This window comes from Haloferax namakaokahaiae, from assembly GCF_042663225.1.
Taxonomy (GTDB): Archaea; Halobacteriota; Halobacteria; order Halobacteriales; family Haloferacaceae; genus Haloferax; species Haloferax namakaokahaiae.
Window position 1 is genome coordinate 1,702,894 of the sequence record NZ_JBHTAA010000005.1, and the last position, 16,415, is coordinate 1,719,308.

Consider the following 16,415-nt stretch of genomic DNA (forward strand, 5'->3'; position numbering starts at 1 on the left):
CGAGTCCCGTCTCTCAGAACGCGACGACTTCGCCGTCGTCGGGAACGACCACGTCCTCGACGGAGACAGTCGTGATGACGTTTCTGCGGGTGCGTTTTCACCAATCGCACGCGATTTCACGATTGATATCCTTCCCGAACACCTATCTCCCTCGCCCCCAGTCTCCGGGTATGTTCGGTATCGGCACGCTCCCCGACCTCCTGCGACTGGTCGTCGTGCCCGTCCTCGCGTGGACCGCCTGGCGCGACATCCGCACGCGGCGCGTTCCGAACGTCGTCTGGTACCCGCTGGCGGCGTTGGGACTCGTCTTGCTCGCGTGGGAACTGCTCGGCGTCTTCCCCATCGAGACGGTGTTCGACCGCCTGTATCTCGTCCGCGCCGGCCTGAGCGTCTTCTTCATCATTCCGCTGTCGTACCTGTTCTGGCGTCTCGGCGGCTTCGGCGGCGCAGACGCGAAAGCGCTGATGGTCTTCGCCATCCTCCTGCCGACGTTCCCGAGTTACGCGGTCGGTGGGACAGTCTTCCCGCTCACTCGAACCACGCTCGGCGTCTTCTCGATGACCATCCTCACGAACACGGTCATCCTCGGTCTCGGCTACCCGCTCATGCTCGCGGCCCGCAACCTCGCCGCCGGCGAGTTCGAGTTCCCGATTTCGTTCGTCGGCCGAAAGGTGTCGGTGCCGTCGCTCTCGACCGCCCACGGTCGGCTGTTCGAGTCGCCCGACGGCATCACGCGAAACGGACTCGACCTCGACGCGCTTCGGATGTATCTCCGGTGGCGCGGGCTCACCCTCGCGGACGTGCGCGAGAATCCCGGCTCCCTGCGCGACCCCGCGACGATTGGCGAGACGTTCGACCCGACCGACGGCGCGGTCCACCGCGAACCGGCGACCGACGGCGGCGTCGTCGCCTCCGACGGCGACCGTGCGGGTGTCGCTGACGGCGACGAGGAATTGGCCGACGACCCGTGGGGTGCCGACGCCTTCCTCGACTCCATCGAGGGGACGGCCTACGGGACGACCCCCGAGAAACTCCGGGGCGGCCTCGAACTCGTCGCCGAGCGCGAGTCCGTCTGGATTTCGCCGGGCATCCCGTTCATCGTCCCGATGTTCGTCGGACTGGTCGTCGCGTTCGTCTACGGCGACATCCTCTTCGGCGTCCTCGGCGCGCTCGGAATCGTCTAATCCCTGTCATTCGTCCGCTGAAACGCATAAGAGATAACCCGCGTCACTTCGTGAGCCGAACTATGACTGTTGAGGTCGATTTCGGCGACGATGGACTCGTCCCGGCCGTCGCCCAGGACGCCGAGTCGGGAGAGGTGCTCATGCTCGCCTACGTCTCGCCCGAGGCACTGGAGCGGACGCTCGAAACCGGGCGTGCCCACTACTACTCGCGGAGTCGAGACGAGCTCTGGGAGAAGGGCGCATCGAGCGGCCACACCCAAGCGGTACAGGAGGTTCGCGTCGATTGCGACGCCGACACGCTCTTGTATCTCGTCGAGCAGAACGTCGGTGCCTGTCACACCGGCCGCCGGTCGTGTTTCTACCGCACCATCGACGGTGAGGACGTCGGCGAGAAGGTGTTCGACCCCGACGACGTGTACGAGTAACCGACTCACTGATGGTGGACGTAAACGCGGTTGCGCTGGTTTCGCTCCTGCTCGGGCTCGCCTGCTTCGCCATGGGTGCCCGCCTGCTCAAGAGCGCCGCCGCCGCTCGACGTGCCGCCCGGCCGGACGACCCGGAGTTCGTCCTCGACCCGACCCGCGAGGACCCACCGGACGACGAAATCGACGACGACGACCTCGAACGCGGCTTCATGCTCCTCGTCTTCGGCGGTCTCTGTCTCCTCTTCGCAGCGATTAGCTTCTGAGCGGCCGAGCCAGAATCACGGCCGAGTACGGGTCTCCACCGATTTCTATCTGCATCGTCTCGCGGACCTCGAAGCCGCGAGCGCGATAGAAGCGTCTTCCCACCTCGTTCTCCGCGAGCGTGTCCAAGACGAGCGCCGTGTACGCTTCGGGAATCGCCGCTTCGACCGTTTCGAGGAGTCGCGTTCCGATACCCCGTCCCCACCAATCGGGGTCCACGTAGAGTATCCACAGTCCGGCCTCGTCGTCGCCGACGAACGACTTCGTATCTTCGCCCCACCGCGCCGCTGCGAAGCCGACGACGTGGTCGCCCTCATCGGGGCCGTCCTTCAGTTCACCGTCGGTCTCGTCACCCGATTCGTCCACGGCGACGACGTAGCGTCCGGTCCCGCTCTCGTTGAGACTGGTCGCGTAGACGAGCCGTTCGCCCAGCGAGGATATCGACGGTGGTTCGTCGAGACTCGGGAGGACACGGTCGGCGAAGATATGACCGTAGGCCTCGTTCCAACACCGCACGTTCACGCGCCAGACGCCGCGCATATCGGCACGAGAGCGCGGCGGCCTGATGACCACGTCGCTGTTCATACCGAACGTACGCGGACGAGTCGTAAAAATGAATCCAGAGCTACAGTTCGTCTAAGGCCGCATACAGCGCGTCGGCGGCGTCTTCGGCGAGCGTCTGGGCGCGTGCTTCGCTCCGCCCTTCGGCGTAGACGCGGACTTTCGGTTCGGTCCCCGAGGGGCGGACGAGCACCCACGCGTCGCCGTAGTCGAGGCGGTAGCCGTCGGTGGTGTTCGGCGTCGCATCCGCGGCTTCGGCGTACGCGGCCGCCGCCGAGAGCATCGCGTCGAGTTCCGCTTCCCGCGTGTACTCGACGTTGATGCGAACGTTGTAGTAGTCTTGATACGGCGCGACGACCTCGCTCGCGGGGCGTTCTGCGACGAGTTCGAGGAACTTCGCCGCGATGTACGCGCCGTCGCGGACGAGTCGGTAGTTCGGGAAGAAGACGCCGCCGTTGCCCTCGCCCGCGACGGGGACGTTCACGCCTTCGGTCCACAGTTGGCGAATGCGGGTGATGAGGTTGGTCGAGCCGATGGGCGTGAGTTCGAGGTCCGCGCCGGCGGCGTCGCACACGTCCACGAGTCGCTGAGAGACGTTGACCGCCGAGACGGCCGCATCGCCGGGTTCGAGGTTCGCGGCGACCAGTGCGGCCAGCGACGACTCGCCGGAGATTGCCTCGCCGTGCTCGTCCACGAAGACGGCGCGGTCGGCGTCGCCGTCGTGGGCGATACCGACGTCCGCGTCGCTCGCGCGAACGAGTCGTTCGAGGTCGGTCAGGTTCTCCGGGACGGGTTCGGAGTTTCGGCCGGGGAAGTGGCCGTCGGGTTGGGCGTTGACGGTGCGGACTTCACAGCCGAGTTCGCGGAGGAAGTCGGGCGTGACGAGCGACCCCGCGCCGTGGCCGGGGTCGAGGGCGACGGTGAGGTTCGCGTCGGCGATTTTCTCGGCATCGACGCTGGCGAGCAGTTCGTCGAGGTAGTCCTGATTCGCCGTCTCGACTTTTCGGACGGAGCCGACTTCGTCCCACGCGGCCACGTCGAAATCCTCGGCGAGGATGTGGTCTTCGACGCGCTCCAACTGTTCGACCGAGAGTTCGACGCCGTCGTCTACGAGTTTGACGCCGTTGAACTCCGGGGGGTTGTGGGAGGCCGTGATGATGACACCCGGTACGTCCGCGGCTTCGCAGTAGCGGACGGCCGCTGGCGTTGGCGTGACACCGAGGTCGTCAACGTCCACGCCGACGCTCGCCAACCCCGCAGACGCGGCGTTGACGAACATCTCACCCGTCGTTCGCGTATCTCGGGCGATTGCGACGCGGTCGGCGTTCCAGACCGTGCCCGCGGCTTTGGCGACGCGGAGCACGAACTCGGGGGTGAGACTCTCCCCCACCACGCCGCGCGTACCGCTAGAACCGAAGAGTTTCATTGCCAGTGTCTCCTCGCTGGCGCGACAAAGCCGTTCCGAACTGGTGGGATTCGGGTCGGCCACTTTTCACGGGCGCTCGCTGGCAACCCGGTCGCCGCATTCGGTGTGTTTACCCGGTTCGCTCTCTCAGGAGGGCGTATGTTCCCGAGTTTCGAAGTCATCCCGGCGGTCGATATGCAAGACGGCGAGGTCGTCCAACTCGTCCAGGGCGAGCGCGGCACCGAGAAGACGTACGGCGACCCCGTCGAAGCCGCCCGCAAGTGGGTCGATTCGGGCGCGAAAACCCTCCACCTCGTGGACCTCGACGGCGCGTTCGACGGCGAGCGAAAGAACGCTCCCGCGGTCGATGCGGTGCTCGATGCAGTCTCCGTTCCGGTTCAACTCGGCGGCGGCATCCGGACCGCCGACGATGCCCGCGAACTCCTCGACCGGGGTGTGGACCGCGTGATTCTCGGGACGGCGGCGGTCGAAAACCCCGATATCGTCGCCGAACTCGCCGACGACTACCCCGACGGCGTGATGGTGAGCCTCGACGCGAAAGACGGCGAAGTGCTCGTCTCCGGGTGGACCGAAGGGACCGGCCTCGACCCCGCCGAGGCCGCCGCCCGCTACGAAGAACTCGGCGCGGCCGCGATTCTCTTCACCGACGTGGACGTCGAGGGCCAACTAGAGGGCGTCCAACTCGGGACGACGACGAGCGTCGTCGAGGCCGTCGATATCCCGGTCGTTGCCTCCGGCGGCGTCGCCACATTGGACGACATCCGCGCGCTCAGGGACGCTGGGGCGGCCGCCGTCGTCGTCGGGACGGCGCTCTACGAGGGCCAATTCACGCTGGAAGAAGCGATGGACGCCTCGCGTCGGTGACCGCCCGAGAGTCGCGGGTGCGGTGAAAATAACGGTCCTGTTGAAACATTCGACGCACGACGTGAACTGCGTACTGAAGACGGGGCACGTCTCGGTCACTGGCCGGTGTCAACAGGCGAAAACGAGCGATATTATCCAATCGAAGCGCTTCCTGTACAGTGAGCACATCGATGAAGACCCAATACTACACCGCAACGAGCATCGACGGGTATCTCGCGGACGAGAATCACTCTCTCGATTGGCTCTTTCAGTTCGGAGAGATAGAGGAGATTGAGGGCGTGGACGACGACTACTCCCGATTCGTAGACCAAGTCGGTGCCTTGGCGATGGGCTCGACAACCTACGAATGGATTCTCGAGCACGAGGACCTCGTGGAAAACCCGGAGAAGTGGCCGTATGAGGTTCCGGCGTGGGTGTTCAGTACTCGGGACTTACCGGCGGTCGAGGGTGCGAACGTTCACTTCGTGCAGGGAGATGTCGCGCCCGTCCACGCGGAAATGGTGGATGCCGCTGACGGCGAGAACGTCTGGCTTGTCGGTGGTGGTGACCTAGTGGGACAGTTCCACGACCGAGGGTTACTCGACGAGATTATTCTCAGCGTCGCTCCCGTCACGCTCGCCTCGGGTGCTCCGCTACTGCCGCGGACAATCACGAACCCACCCCTGAAACTAACTAACGTGGAAAAACAGGGAGACGTCTTTGCGGTTCTGACCTACGAGGTCCAACAGTCGAGTGAGAGCTAACCGATGGAACGCTCTGAGGCGACAACTACAGATGGAAGTACCGTTCGATGAGTGCGCCGAGCGAATCGACCGTCCCATAGACGCCGACGGCGACGAACAGCACGCCGATGAGTGCGGTCTCGGGCCGCGAGGTGTTCAGAAACGGACCGCCAAGCGCGAGCATTGTCACTGTCACAACGTCGCGTTTCGGATGCGGCGTTGGCAGGCACACTAGACGGCCCTCCCGTGACTGGTCCGCCAGCGCCGTCGCTCCCTGAGACTGCTGGCTACGCCTTCCTGTCTCCCCATTCACTCACCACCGTTGCCCCGGCTGCGAATACGACCAGTGCCCCACCCACCGCAGCCATCGTTCCTGAAGGAGCGGTGAGCATCAGCCCGCCGATGCAGATGGTGTACCCGGCCATCAGCGCTCCTGTTCGATGCATGAGGGTGACTCACGGGCAGTCGATATGAAATTCAGGCAGACGTGCGTCTGACGTACTCTCGAATCGGTTGACACGATTCTCGGGTCGAGCGACTGTGGCGAGCGCAATCACCTTATGCCCGCCACCCCTCGAACGCGGTATGAGCGACGCCGACCGAACTGCTGCGCTGTCGCGCGAGACGAGCGAGACGACTATCGAGGTGACGCTCGATATCGACGGCGACGGTGACGCCGTCGTCGAGACGGGAATCGGCTTCTTCGACCACATGCTCGAAGCGTTCGCCAAACACGGCCTGTTCGACCTGACGGTCAACTGCGACGGTGACCTGCACATCGACGACCACCACACCATCGAAGACGTGGCTATCGTCCTCGGCGAGGCGTTCGCGGAGGCACTCGGTGACAAGCGAGGTATCGTCCGTTACGCCGACCGCAAGGTCCCGCTGGATGAGGCAGTCGCTTCGGTCGTCGTGGACGTGTCCGGTCGCCCCTTTTTCGACTTCTCGGGCGACTTCTCGCAGGAATCTATCGGCGACTTCACGAGCGTCATGGCCGAGCATTTCGGACTCTCACTGGCGATGAACGCCGGACTCACCCTCCACGTTGGCGTCGAGGGCGACAACGCCCATCACGAGGTCGAAGCGATGTTCAAAGCGCTCGCTCGCTCGCTCGACGACGCGACTCGAATCGACCCGCGGCGTTCGGACACGCCGAGCACGAAAGGAACGCTCTAAGGAGGCGCGCTCGGCGAGGCGGATTCGCCGCGCTTCTCAGGCTCTGTACAGTTGGCCGCCCTTCTCTTCGAGGAGGTCACGCTCGATTGCGTAGTCGAAAATATCTCGAACTTCGTCGGTTTCGAGTCCGTACGCGTTCGACGCGAGGTCCTCGACTTCCGCGCGCTCGACGGGGAACTCGCGGTTTTGGAGGATTCGAATGACCTGCCGGAACTTCGGCGGTTCGGGGCGCATCGGCTCGCCGTTTCTGGCCGCGTTCGTCGGTGGTTCGGTCTCGACGTCGGCTTCTTCCGTCTGGACACCGGTCGCTTCTCCCTCGACGTCGGCGGATTCTGACTCCGCTTCTGGATTCGGTTCTCTCTCGACGTCGGTCGATTCAACACTGTCTACTGGCTCTGAGAGCGGGTCGTCCGCGGGCAACCCCGTCGTCGCGTCGGATTCCGGCGCAGGTTCGACGGCATCGACTTCGACCGAGGAAACGCCGCCCGCGTTCGACCCGGTCGGTTCCGGAGACGCGGTCGATTCCGGAGACCCGGTCGATTCTGTCGTCGCATCGGGTGCAGGTGTGTCGCCGTCGCCCGCGCCGAGGCGAGCCACGAGCGGTTCGATGACGGAGGTGAGCGTCTCTTCGCAGTCGGCACAGAGGATGACGCGTCGCTGGTCCGGGGCGGGAGTGAATTCCGGGGGGAGCACCTCGAAGATACCCGCGGCGTCGGCACCACAGAAGTCACAAGAGCGGAGTTCGCGCATGCACAAGGTGTCACCCTGATGGGGGTTAAACCCTCGTCTGCCGGCGCGAGGGGTTCGAAGCTCGCTGGATGATATGTTCGTTCGCTGATGGTGGTGCATTTCCGCGCCCGCGGCGTGACGGAACTGCTGTCTGACGTACCACTTAATGCGTCACGACGCAAATTTGCACTACAACAGATGTTTGACGAGATTATGGAGAAGTTCGAAGGCAGTCCGAGCCAACAGGCTGTCATTCGATTGCTCTTGGAGCGTGGGTTTTCGGTCAACGACGAAGGCCGCGTCGTCTCCGGCGGCATCGAGATTCCGAACACGGGAATCGCCCGCGAGGCGAACGTGGACCGCCGCGTCGTCGATTCGACGACCGACGCCATCCTCGCCGACGACGAACTGCGCCGCATCTTCCAGAACATCTCTTCGATTCCGAGTCTGATGGACCTCGCACCCGTGTTGAACCTCTCGGTGCTCACCGTCGAGGTGGCCAACGCGGACGAACCGGGTATCGTCGCCACCGTCACGTCGAAACTCGCCGACGCGGGAATCTCGATTCGCCAGACGATAAGCGAAGACCCGGAGTTCACCGACGACCCGAAACTCTACCTCATCACCGACGACCCAGTCCCCGGCGAACTTCTCAACAGTCTCTCGACGCTCCCGTTCGTTCGCCGTATCACTATCGCGTGAACTCCCGTTCTAGAACTATCGTTCATGATGGACATTCTGGATATTGTTACTATTCGTGAAGTTCTGTCACTCCGGGGATAAGATTCATATAGAAATTCGTGCTACATTGTAGCATGTCCCAATTCCGAACCTGCCTGTGTTGTGGTTCCGCAGTCTCCGAGACGAGTCATTTCTGCGGTGTCTGTATCCAAAATGGCTGTACGTCGTACGCGAACTCCTGCGGATTGTAACTTCTTTCTGTGCGAACGTTTTTGATTGCCGCGTCGCCAATTCGGAGTCATGACTACCGCCTATCGCACCGTCTCGGGCCGGGCAGACGCGCGGTTCGAAGTCCAGGGTTCGGAGTTCATCGGCTACATCTCCCCCGCCGAGACGGTCGCGGACGCGGAGGCGTTCATCGACGAAATCGAGGCGACACACCCGGATGCGACCCACAACGTCCCCGCCTATCGCGTCCCTGCGGGTTCGGCATCGTCGTCGGTTCCGGGCAGTGGAAACGTCATGCTCCGCGAGTACCAGAGCGACGACGGCGAACCGACCGGGTCGTCGGGAAAGCCCGCGCTCAACGTCCTCGTCCAACAGGACATCCGCAACGTCGTCGTGGTCGTGACTCGCTACTACGGCGGCACGAACCTGGGCGTCGGCGGTCTCGCCCGCGCCTACTCCAGAGCGGTCAAAGAGGCGCTCGACGCGGCGGGCGTGATAGAGGAGATTCCCCACGAGCGATTCACCGCGACGGTCGAGTACGACGACTCGGGGAGCGTTCGCGGAATCTTAGAATCGACGGGCGTGGAGTTCGACGCCGACTACGACCAGCAGGTCTCGTTCGACGTTCGAGTTCCTATCGAAGACGCCGACGAACTGCGGGATAGACTCCGGAGTGCGACGAGCGGCCGGGTCGAACTCGAATAGAAAAAGATTTTCAGCAGAACGACCCGTTCAGTCGGTCGGTTCGGCCATCGGTTCGGGTGCGGGTTGGCTACGGTCGCCGGTTTCTCGCTTGTTCTTCAGCGCGAGCACGCCGAAGAGGACGCCGCCTGCGGCACGCAGTCCGAGGTCAACGACGACGCCGCCGGGTGCCGCACCGACGAGACCGAGTGCCCCGCCGAGGTCGAAGACGGCGTTCACGACGAGCGACGGTGCCATGAGGAAGAACGCGCTGAGCGCGAACAGCGCGCGTTCGGTGCGACTGACGCGGGTGTAGAGATAGCCGATGACGGTCGAACCCAGCGCGACGACGCCGAGGAAGACGCCCGCGACGGGGATGACGACCTGTGGGACGAACCACGCGAGGTCGGCCACGTCGGCGAACGTGATGACCGACGCTTCTTCACCCCGCCCGCGGAGGAGCAAGATTCCCGGCGTGAGCGCGAACGCGAACGGGACGATTGCCTTGTTGAGCGAGAGCGAGAACGCCTTCGTCCCCGTCCTGAACGGATTGGACCGGGCAATCCCGGACGCAGCATACGCTGCGACCGCCACCGGTGGTGTGATGTCTGCGATCACCCCGAAGTAGAGGATAAAGAGGTGTGCCGCGAGTAGTGGAATGTCCGAGGACTGGGCGATTGCCGGGCCGAGCAGCGACACCAGAATGATGTACGTCACGGTGGTCGGCATGCCCATCCCGAGGATGATAGAGGCGATAGCCGTAAAGAGCAGCAAGAGAACGATAGAGCCGCCTGCGACCGTCTTGATGAGCGCGGTCAGGTTCGGGCCGAGACCGGTCGCGCTGACGACGCCGGGGATGATACCCGCGGCGGCGACGGCGATGACGACTTCGGTCGAGGTTCGCGCACCGGAGTCCATCGACTTGCCGATGAACGTCACGTAGCGGAACGCGTTGATATCCGAGAGCGACGGGCGCGAGACCGCCGCGGAAACTTTGTCCGCCGCGTCGTCAACCGCGTCGTCGAATCGGAGTAACGGCGCGTCCAGATTCGGCCGCGCGAGCATGATTGCGAGGCTGACGAAGATGACGATGTAGCCGAGGTTGCCGGCGGCGGCGAAGAGCGCGCCGACGAACGACAGACCCTCGCCGCCAGCGCCGGCGACCGCGTCGGGGATGCCGACACCGGTCGTCAGGAACGAGACGACCTGCGCGAGATACACCGCGCCAATCGTCCCGAGCAACGGTATCCGCGTCCGTTCGTTGTAGGCGGCCACCGCGGCGAGCAGCGCCATGATGGCGATGAGGGTGAACCACGCCGACCGAGCGACCGTCAGGCGCTCGATGATGAGGTAGTACAAGAGCAGTGCGAGCGGGATGAGGTAGAACCACCCGCGCGAGAGGTGCTTGCGGAGGTCAACGACTTCCGAGCGGTCCAATCCGCCGATGTTCGCGCGGGTCGCTTCGAGGTGGACCATCACCCAGACGCCGAAGAAGAACACGATGGCGGGGATGGTCGCGGCGATGATGATATCCGAGAAGGGGACGCCGATGAACTCTATCATCAGGAAAGCGGCCGCACCCATGACGGGCGGGAGAATCTGCCCGCCCGAGGACGCAGAGGCTTCGACCGCCCCCGCGAACTCCGCACGGTACCCGGATTTCTTCATCAGCGGAATAGTGAACGCACCGGTCGTCACGGTGTTCGCAATAGAGGACCCGGAGATGGTTCCCATGAACCCGGACGCGAGGATGGACGCTTTGGCCGGGCCACCCTTTCGCGTTCCGGTCGCGGCGTAGGCGAGGTCGATGAACCACTGGCCGGCACCGGACATCTCCAAGAACGCGCCGAACAGGATGAAGATGTAGATGAACTGCACCGAGACGGTGACCGGAATCCCGAACACGCCGTTCTCGGTGTTGTACCAGAGGTTCTGGATGATGTTCGTCCACGACCCCTGCGGAATCGAGAGCACGCCGATAATCGGCAGGCTCGGCGAGATGAGGTAGCCCCACCGCGCGTAGACGATGAACGAGGCGACGATGACCATCAGGTAGAACCCGAGCGAGCGCCGCGTCGCTTCGAGCACGAGGAAGACGCCGACGACGCCGAGGAAGAACGGGTAGGAGACGTCTGCCAGCGGAATCCCGAGCGCGCTGATCGCTTCGGGGACGACCCCGAACGGACCGAGGTACTCCGCGACGGTCCGACCCGCCGAGAGACCGAACACGCGGAGGCGCTGAATCTCGCTCCACTCCATCACCATGTAGAGCGCCGTCGCCGCGGCGAGAACCATGAACACCACGTCGAGCGGCGTCACGCGCTCTCGTTCGGGGTCTACGGCGAGCCATCGAACTCCGCGACGGAGTCCGTCTGCGGCGCGGGTGATGGGACTGTCCTCGCCGAATCGTGAGGCGAGCGTCGGGACGACGCGGCCGAGTCGTCGGGCGAACGCGCCGTGGCCCGTCGTCGGCGGAAAGAGGATGAACGCCAAGACGAGCGCGAAGGCGACGTGGACGGCGTTGATCTGTAACAGTTGTAACGCGCCGAGCGACACTTCGCCCACCAACGGTAGTGTCGCGGAGAAGTCGAAGCCGCGGGCGGCCAGCCACGACTGGAAGAGCGAGAAGGAGATGGCGATAATCGAGGTGACGATGGCGGCCCACCCGGTGAGCGTCCGCTTTCGCTCGATTCCTTCGAGCATCTCCTGTGCCTCTTCTTCGGATAGTTCTTCGTCTGTACGCTCGCCTGCCTCGTCCGTGGGAGTGCCCCCATCGGCTCGCACGGGCAGGGTGGTCTCGCCGTCCGTCCACTCGTCGGACTGGCAGTCACCACAGTTCTCGTCGGAAGGGTCGTTGCCTCGACCCCCATCGTGTGTTCGGTTCGTCATTGGTCAGTCGTTGGTCAGTGGAGGGCTGCGTCGAGTACGGACTGGTTCGTCACGCTGAGTCGGACCGTTCGCGCATCCGAGAGCGCTACTAGGTCGTACGTTCTCTCACCTACGTGGAGTTTGTGCCCCGCGACGTGGCCGGGTTTGACGTAGAGTTCTTCCCAGCTTCCTTCGGGGTCGAAGGCGTACGAGCCGTTTTCCTTGTGCACGTCGGCGCGGGCGGGAAGCCCCCACCCGTACGACTCGAACTCCATTCTCGTCATCTCGAGTTCACCGTTCCGGACGGTGTACTCGTCGAGGACGCGCGTCTTCTCGACGCTGTGGTTGTATTCGACGGAGACGGTCGTATTTTCCGAAACGTGCTGTGTCAAAAGCACCTCGCCGGTTTCGGCGTCTTCGACGACGAGGGCCTGTCCGGCCGGCACTGCGGCGCTCCCGCCGACAGCGAGCGCTAAGACGGCGAGGACGACGAGGAGACGTTTTGCTGTCGAGTCGAGCATTGAAAGAGGTGAAGGTGTGCGGTTCTAGGGACGGTCGCCGACTACTTAGCCGAAGTAGGCTTGCGCGCCGGGGTGCAGTTCGATGGACATGCCATCCTGTGCAGTCTCCGCCGAGATGAAGTCGGTCTTGATGGTCAGTTCGCTCACGTTGTCGAAGATGGCCGCGGTGACCTCTTCGACCGTCTCGTCGGGCTGTTCGGCGTTGGTCGCAATCATCGCCTGCACCGAGACGGTCGGGACGGCCGATTCGAGACCGTACGTGCCGGCCGGAATCTCGTCGTCCGCGTAGAACGGTGCGGCACCCTTGACTGCTTCGCGCTGTTCGCCATCGACGGGGACGACGACGACGTCCTCGGTCGCGGCGAGTTCTTCGATTGCACCGACCGGCCATCCACCGACGACGAACGCGGCGTCGATGTCGCCGTTCTTCAGTTGGTCCGATGCCTGCGAGAAGCCAGTGTTCTGCTCGGAGTAGTCGCTGATGCCGAGGGCTTCGAGAATCTGGACGGCGTTGACCTGCGTTCCGGACCCGAGGTCGCCGGTGTTGATGGTCGCACCCGAGAGGTCATCGACCGACGTGATGCCGGTATCCGAGAGCGTGATGATGTGAATCGTCTCGGGGTAGAGCGTTGCGACGCCACGGAGGTTCTCGACGGGCGCGCCTTGGAACGCCTCGATACCTTCGCCGTTGCGTGCGAAGTAGGCGACGTCGTTCTGAATCAGTGCGAAGTCGGCGTCGCCGCGGGCGAGACTACCGACGTTCTCGACGGATGCACCCGTGGACTGAACCTGGAGCGTGTAGTCCGTGTTCGCTTCGACGACGGACTTGAACTCGTTGGAGAGCGGGAAGTACGTCCCACCCGTACCGCCTGCGTGCCACGAGAGACGGCTCGAACCGCCACCACCGTTTCCACCCTCGGTGGTGGTCTCTTCGCCGCCCGTGTCTCCTTCGGTGGTCGTCTCTTCTGCGGTCGTTCCTTCGCCACCGTCGCCACCGTTTCCTCCGGCACAACCTGCGAGACCTGCAACGCCGGCCACGCCTGTCGCTGCGATAAACTCTCGTCGGTTAAGTTTCCGAGTCATACAGTATCATTGTTATTTATCTATATATGCTTGTTCATGTCAACGGCAAACCTGTGTGTATTTTCACATGATTATCAATAAATCATTATCACAATGAATTCGTTAAATGCTATCTTTTGGCACTATCGTCTAATTCGGGTCGGCCTTGACATATGTGCACAACAATCGTGTAAATAATGTAGTTCTGATATCATGATGGTATATAGTTCGACTCGAACGGGAGGAAATCGAATCGTGAGGTGGACGTGAGAGGTCTCAGTTGAGAGTGTGTGTCACAGTAGTACTCGGTGGGTACGTTTCGGACCGCCGTTTGTGACACAGTAAGTCGTCGCTGTCATGCGGTTTTCGACTCGAAGAAAGGGGGTCGTCGTTCAGTCAACGATGATGTCGGCGTCCGACGATTCGTGGTTCGAGGAAGGCGACATCTGCTCTTGGTATTTCGTTATCCACTCGGCGAAGCACGTCGGACAGAACCGCTGGCTATCGACCGTCGAACGGTCCACTTGGAGTCGAACGTCCCGGGCAAGTGCGTCTTCGACCGACTGGCCGCACCCGTCGCATGGGTCGCTCATCTGCGGGTGCCTCCTGTCGCGCGAGTCTCGTCCATGCTTCGGAAGTCCGCGGGGGGCAACTTAGTCGTTACCCGCCGAGGGCGCGCTACGTCGTGCGGAAGGCGCGGTCGCCAGCGTCACCGAGACCGGGGACGATGTAGCCGTCGTCGTCGAGGTAGTCGTCGATAGAGACGGTCAGCAGGTCAACGTCGGGGAACTCTTCGGCGACGCGGAGCAGGCCGTCCGGTGCCGAGACGGCCGAGAGAACGAACAGTTTGGCCGGGTCTACCTCGGCGTTGCTCTCGAGGATGTGGTCGAGGACCGAGCACATCGTCGAACCCGTCGCAAGCATCGGGTCGGCCACGATGACCGTGTCTTCTTCGGTGATTTCGGGGAGTTTCACGTAGTCGATGGTGATGGGGAAGTTCCCGTCGTCGTCCATGCCCGCCTCTTCGTCGCGGCCGGCGGAGATGACGCCCTGTTTCGCGCGTGGGAACGCCTTCAGCAGGCCCTCGACGAACGGCGTCGCGGCGCGAAGCACGTTGATGATGACCACGTTGTCCAGTCCTTTCACGCGCTCGCCGGTCGTCTCGGCCAGCGGCGTCTGGATGCTGACGTACTCGGTCTCCATGGCCCCGTCGATGATTTCGTAGCCACAGATGCGGCCGAGTTTGACCAGTCCTTTCCGGAACGCCACCTGCGTCGTCTCCACGTCGCGGAGGCGTGAGAGCGTGTCTTTCGCCAGCGCGTGCGTGAGCACGTACGCGTCGTCTCGGTCTTCAATCGGCATTACCGAATAAGCGGACTCCCGAAGGACATAAAACCGGCTATCGGCCGCCAGCGTCCGCCTGCTGTACGTTGACGAACGACTGACTTACGTGGTCACAGCCTACTTCGTCATGACTACTTCGTCACGACGTACGTTATCGCCGTGAGCACGAGCGCGAGGGTGGCGACGTTGACGGCGGTGAACGCCCAGAGACTCGCGTAATCGAGCGCCCAGACGACCACCGTGGCGAAGATGGACGAGAGGATGAGGTTCATCACTATCAGCACCCGCGGGTCGCCTTCGCCCCACTCGATGCCACCCTCTGACTCTTCGCTCATTCGCCCGCCTCCGGTTCGGCGAGCGCGACTTCCGCGCCGGGTTCGGTCGGGAACCGCTGGGCGACGTCGCCAGCGTCTCCGAGGACGTGCTCGTCCAGCGCCGCCACGAGCGCGTCTTCGTCGATGTCGCGGCCGATGAACACCAACTCCGTGCGCTTGTCGCCGTAGTCGTCGTGCCACGTTATCTCGGGGTGGTTGCGACGATAGGTGTCCTGTTCGAACTCGGGCAGCGAGGCAATCCACGGGCCGCTGGCGGTGAGATACGCCGACGGGCCGGCCTGACTGTAGGTGTACTGTACGTCGTCCGCGCCGCCGACCCAGACGGTTCCTTTCGAGCGAATCACGGAACTCGGGAGGTCGCCGAGCACCGATTCGAGACCCTCAGGGTCGAGCGGTGCACGCCGCCGGTAGACGAACGACGTGATGCCGTAGGTCTCCTCGGCGTGCGAGACGACGGCGTGGTCGTGGCCGTGGCCGTCGTCACTGTGTCCGTGTTCGTGGTCGTGCGCTTCGCCGTTGTGCGCGTGACCGTGGCCGTGTTCTTCTTCTTCTTCTTCTTCTTCCGCCGCTTCGGTCTCCAGCGCCGCCCGCCAGCCGACCGGCGCGTCGGGGTCGTAGAGGTCCGCGAGCAACGTGTCGATATCGACCGCGCTGTGAGTCGTCTCGACGATGTCGGCCTCGGGTCGGAGCGCGCTCACCACGTCGCGGACGCCAGCGAGTTCTTCTTCGGAGACGAGGTCGCACTTGTTGAGCACCACGAGGTCTGCGCTCTCGACCTGTTCGACCAGCAGGTCCGAGAGCGGTCGAACCTCGCCGTCACTGTCTTCGGCGACGGTCTGGTCGGGGTCGCCGCCGGCGAACGTATCCGCGAAGAGGCGGGAATCGACCACGGTGACGAGACCGGCGATGTCGTACCGCGCGGCAGCACGCGAGGTGACGAAGAGTCGGGCGACCGGGCCGGGTTCGGAGACGCCGGAGGCTTCCACCACGAGGTGGTCGAACGACCGCTCTTGGGCGAGGCGGACGACGGCCGTCTCCAGGTCGTCCTGTAGTTCACAGCAGATACACCCGTTCGATAGCTCCGTGACTCCCCCGCCGACCGCGAGTTCGGACTCTGCGGCGACCAACTCGGCATCGACGTTCACTTCGCCCATGTCGTTGACGAGGACGGCGATGTCCCTGCCGGCCGCGTTCGTCAACAAGTGGTTGAGCAGCGTCGTCTTCCCTGCGCCGAGGCTTCCGCCGAGGATAGTCACGGGGATGGTCTCCCGCGTCGTCATAGCCGGGGCTTCCTCGCCCTCGTATAAGAACCCGTGGGTATCTTCGGTAGAAATTCGTGAGCGA

The 16,415-nt window shown here is 63.5% G+C and carries 19 protein-coding genes; 8 read left to right on the plus strand and 11 right to left on the minus strand.

Annotated features, from left to right (window positions below; translation table 11 throughout):
- The first annotated feature begins 170 nt into the window (after window positions 1–170).
- The 3 genes from ACFQJC_RS16590 (at window position 171) to ACFQJC_RS16600 (ending at window position 1,872) form a co-directional block, all read left to right on the plus strand.
- A complete protein-coding gene (locus tag ACFQJC_RS16590) occupies window positions 171–1,184 on the plus strand; it encodes an A24 family peptidase (protein ID WP_390225447.1) in 1,014 nt (337 codons plus the stop codon).
- A gap of 62 nt (window positions 1,185–1,246) precedes the next feature.
- Window positions 1,247–1,609, plus strand: coding sequence for a phosphoribosyl-AMP cyclohydrolase (hisI, locus tag ACFQJC_RS16595; RefSeq protein WP_390225449.1), 363 nt, complete (start codon window positions 1,247–1,249; stop codon window positions 1,607–1,609).
- A gap of 11 nt (window positions 1,610–1,620) precedes the next feature.
- Window positions 1,621–1,872, plus strand: coding sequence for a hypothetical protein (locus ACFQJC_RS16600; protein WP_390225451.1), 252 nt, complete (start codon window positions 1,621–1,623; stop codon window positions 1,870–1,872).
- On the opposite strand, the gene ACFQJC_RS16605 is transcribed toward ACFQJC_RS16600, so the two are convergent.
- Window positions 1,862–2,455: a GNAT family N-acetyltransferase gene (locus tag ACFQJC_RS16605; RefSeq protein ID WP_390225453.1), complete on the minus strand. Its 594-nt coding sequence runs from the start codon at window positions 2,453–2,455 to the stop codon at window positions 1,862–1,864. The genes ACFQJC_RS16600 and ACFQJC_RS16605 overlap by 11 nt on opposite strands.
- Window positions 2,456–2,495: 40 nt before the next feature.
- Entirely contained in the window at window positions 2,496–3,857 is a 1,362-nt protein-coding gene (gene glmM / locus ACFQJC_RS16610; RefSeq protein ID WP_390225455.1) for a phosphoglucosamine mutase, read from the minus strand.
- 138 nt (window positions 3,858–3,995) lie between these two features.
- Here glmM and hisA point away from each other — a divergent pair, with 138 nt between their 5' ends.
- The gene (gene hisA, locus ACFQJC_RS16615) at window positions 3,996–4,721 is read left to right on the plus strand and encodes a 1-(5-phosphoribosyl)-5-[(5-phosphoribosylamino)methylideneamino]imidazole-4-carboxamide isomerase (protein WP_390225457.1); all 726 of its coding nucleotides are present in this window, start codon (window positions 3,996–3,998) and stop codon (window positions 4,719–4,721) included.
- 158 nt (window positions 4,722–4,879) lie between these two features.
- Window positions 4,880–5,464 (plus strand): dihydrofolate reductase family protein, encoded by a 585-nt coding sequence (locus ACFQJC_RS16620; protein ID WP_390225459.1) that lies wholly within the window; start codon window positions 4,880–4,882, stop codon window positions 5,462–5,464.
- A gap of 25 nt (window positions 5,465–5,489) precedes the next feature.
- Here ACFQJC_RS16620 and ACFQJC_RS16625 read toward each other — a convergent pair whose 3' ends face one another.
- Window positions 5,490–5,627, minus strand: a complete 138-nt coding sequence (locus ACFQJC_RS16625) for a hypothetical protein (protein ID WP_390225461.1) — start codon at window positions 5,625–5,627, stop codon at window positions 5,490–5,492.
- A 401-nt stretch (window positions 5,628–6,028) separates the two neighbouring features.
- Between ACFQJC_RS16625 and hisB the strand changes: the two genes are divergently transcribed.
- Window positions 6,029–6,622, plus strand: coding sequence for an imidazoleglycerol-phosphate dehydratase HisB (gene hisB, locus ACFQJC_RS16630; protein WP_390225463.1), 594 nt, complete (start codon window positions 6,029–6,031; stop codon window positions 6,620–6,622).
- A gap of 36 nt (window positions 6,623–6,658) precedes the next feature.
- On the opposite strand, the gene ACFQJC_RS16635 is transcribed toward hisB, so the two are convergent.
- On the minus strand, window positions 6,659–7,372 hold the full coding sequence (locus ACFQJC_RS16635) for a hypothetical protein (RefSeq protein WP_390225465.1): 714 nt from the start codon (window positions 7,370–7,372) through the stop codon (window positions 6,659–6,661).
- Window positions 7,373–7,549: 177 nt separating this feature from the next.
- Here ACFQJC_RS16635 and ACFQJC_RS16640 point away from each other — a divergent pair, with 177 nt between their 5' ends.
- The gene (locus ACFQJC_RS16640; protein WP_390225467.1) at window positions 7,550–8,053 is read left to right on the plus strand and encodes an ACT domain-containing protein; all 504 of its coding nucleotides are present in this window, start codon (window positions 7,550–7,552) and stop codon (window positions 8,051–8,053) included.
- A 279-nt stretch (window positions 8,054–8,332) separates the two neighbouring features.
- On the plus strand, window positions 8,333–8,965 hold the full coding sequence (locus ACFQJC_RS16645; protein WP_390225469.1) for an IMPACT family protein: 633 nt from the start codon (window positions 8,333–8,335) through the stop codon (window positions 8,963–8,965).
- Window positions 8,966–8,992: 27 nt separating this feature from the next.
- Here the strand turns inward: ACFQJC_RS16645 and ACFQJC_RS16650 are convergent, their stop codons facing one another.
- From ACFQJC_RS16650 to ACFQJC_RS16680, 7 genes are all read right to left on the minus strand, one after another.
- Window positions 8,993–11,830 carry a TRAP transporter permease gene (locus tag ACFQJC_RS16650; RefSeq protein ID WP_390225471.1) on the minus strand — a complete coding sequence of 946 codons (2,838 nt, stop codon included), beginning with the start codon at window positions 11,828–11,830 and terminating at the stop codon, window positions 8,993–8,995.
- A 14-nt stretch (window positions 11,831–11,844) separates the two neighbouring features.
- The gene (locus ACFQJC_RS16655; protein ID WP_390225473.1) at window positions 11,845–12,330 is read right to left on the minus strand and encodes a DUF1850 domain-containing protein; all 486 of its coding nucleotides are present in this window, start codon (window positions 12,328–12,330) and stop codon (window positions 11,845–11,847) included.
- 45 nt (window positions 12,331–12,375) lie between these two features.
- Window positions 12,376–13,413, minus strand: a complete 1,038-nt coding sequence (locus ACFQJC_RS16660; protein ID WP_390225475.1) for a TAXI family TRAP transporter solute-binding subunit — start codon at window positions 13,411–13,413, stop codon at window positions 12,376–12,378.
- A 371-nt stretch (window positions 13,414–13,784) separates the two neighbouring features.
- The gene (locus ACFQJC_RS16665; RefSeq protein ID WP_390225477.1) at window positions 13,785–13,985 is read right to left on the minus strand and encodes a DUF7569 family protein; all 201 of its coding nucleotides are present in this window, start codon (window positions 13,983–13,985) and stop codon (window positions 13,785–13,787) included.
- 85 nt (window positions 13,986–14,070) lie between these two features.
- Window positions 14,071–14,754, minus strand: a complete 684-nt coding sequence (gene upp / locus ACFQJC_RS16670) for a uracil phosphoribosyltransferase (protein WP_390225479.1) — start codon at window positions 14,752–14,754, stop codon at window positions 14,071–14,073.
- A gap of 113 nt (window positions 14,755–14,867) precedes the next feature.
- Window positions 14,868–15,071, minus strand: a complete 204-nt coding sequence (locus ACFQJC_RS16675) for a hypothetical protein (RefSeq protein WP_390225481.1) — start codon at window positions 15,069–15,071, stop codon at window positions 14,868–14,870.
- Window positions 15,068–16,351: a CobW family GTP-binding protein gene (locus ACFQJC_RS16680; RefSeq protein WP_390225483.1), complete on the minus strand. Its 1,284-nt coding sequence runs from the start codon at window positions 16,349–16,351 to the stop codon at window positions 15,068–15,070. Before ACFQJC_RS16680 ends, ACFQJC_RS16675 begins: the two co-directional genes overlap by 4 nt.
- Window positions 16,352–16,415 lie beyond the last annotated feature (64 nt).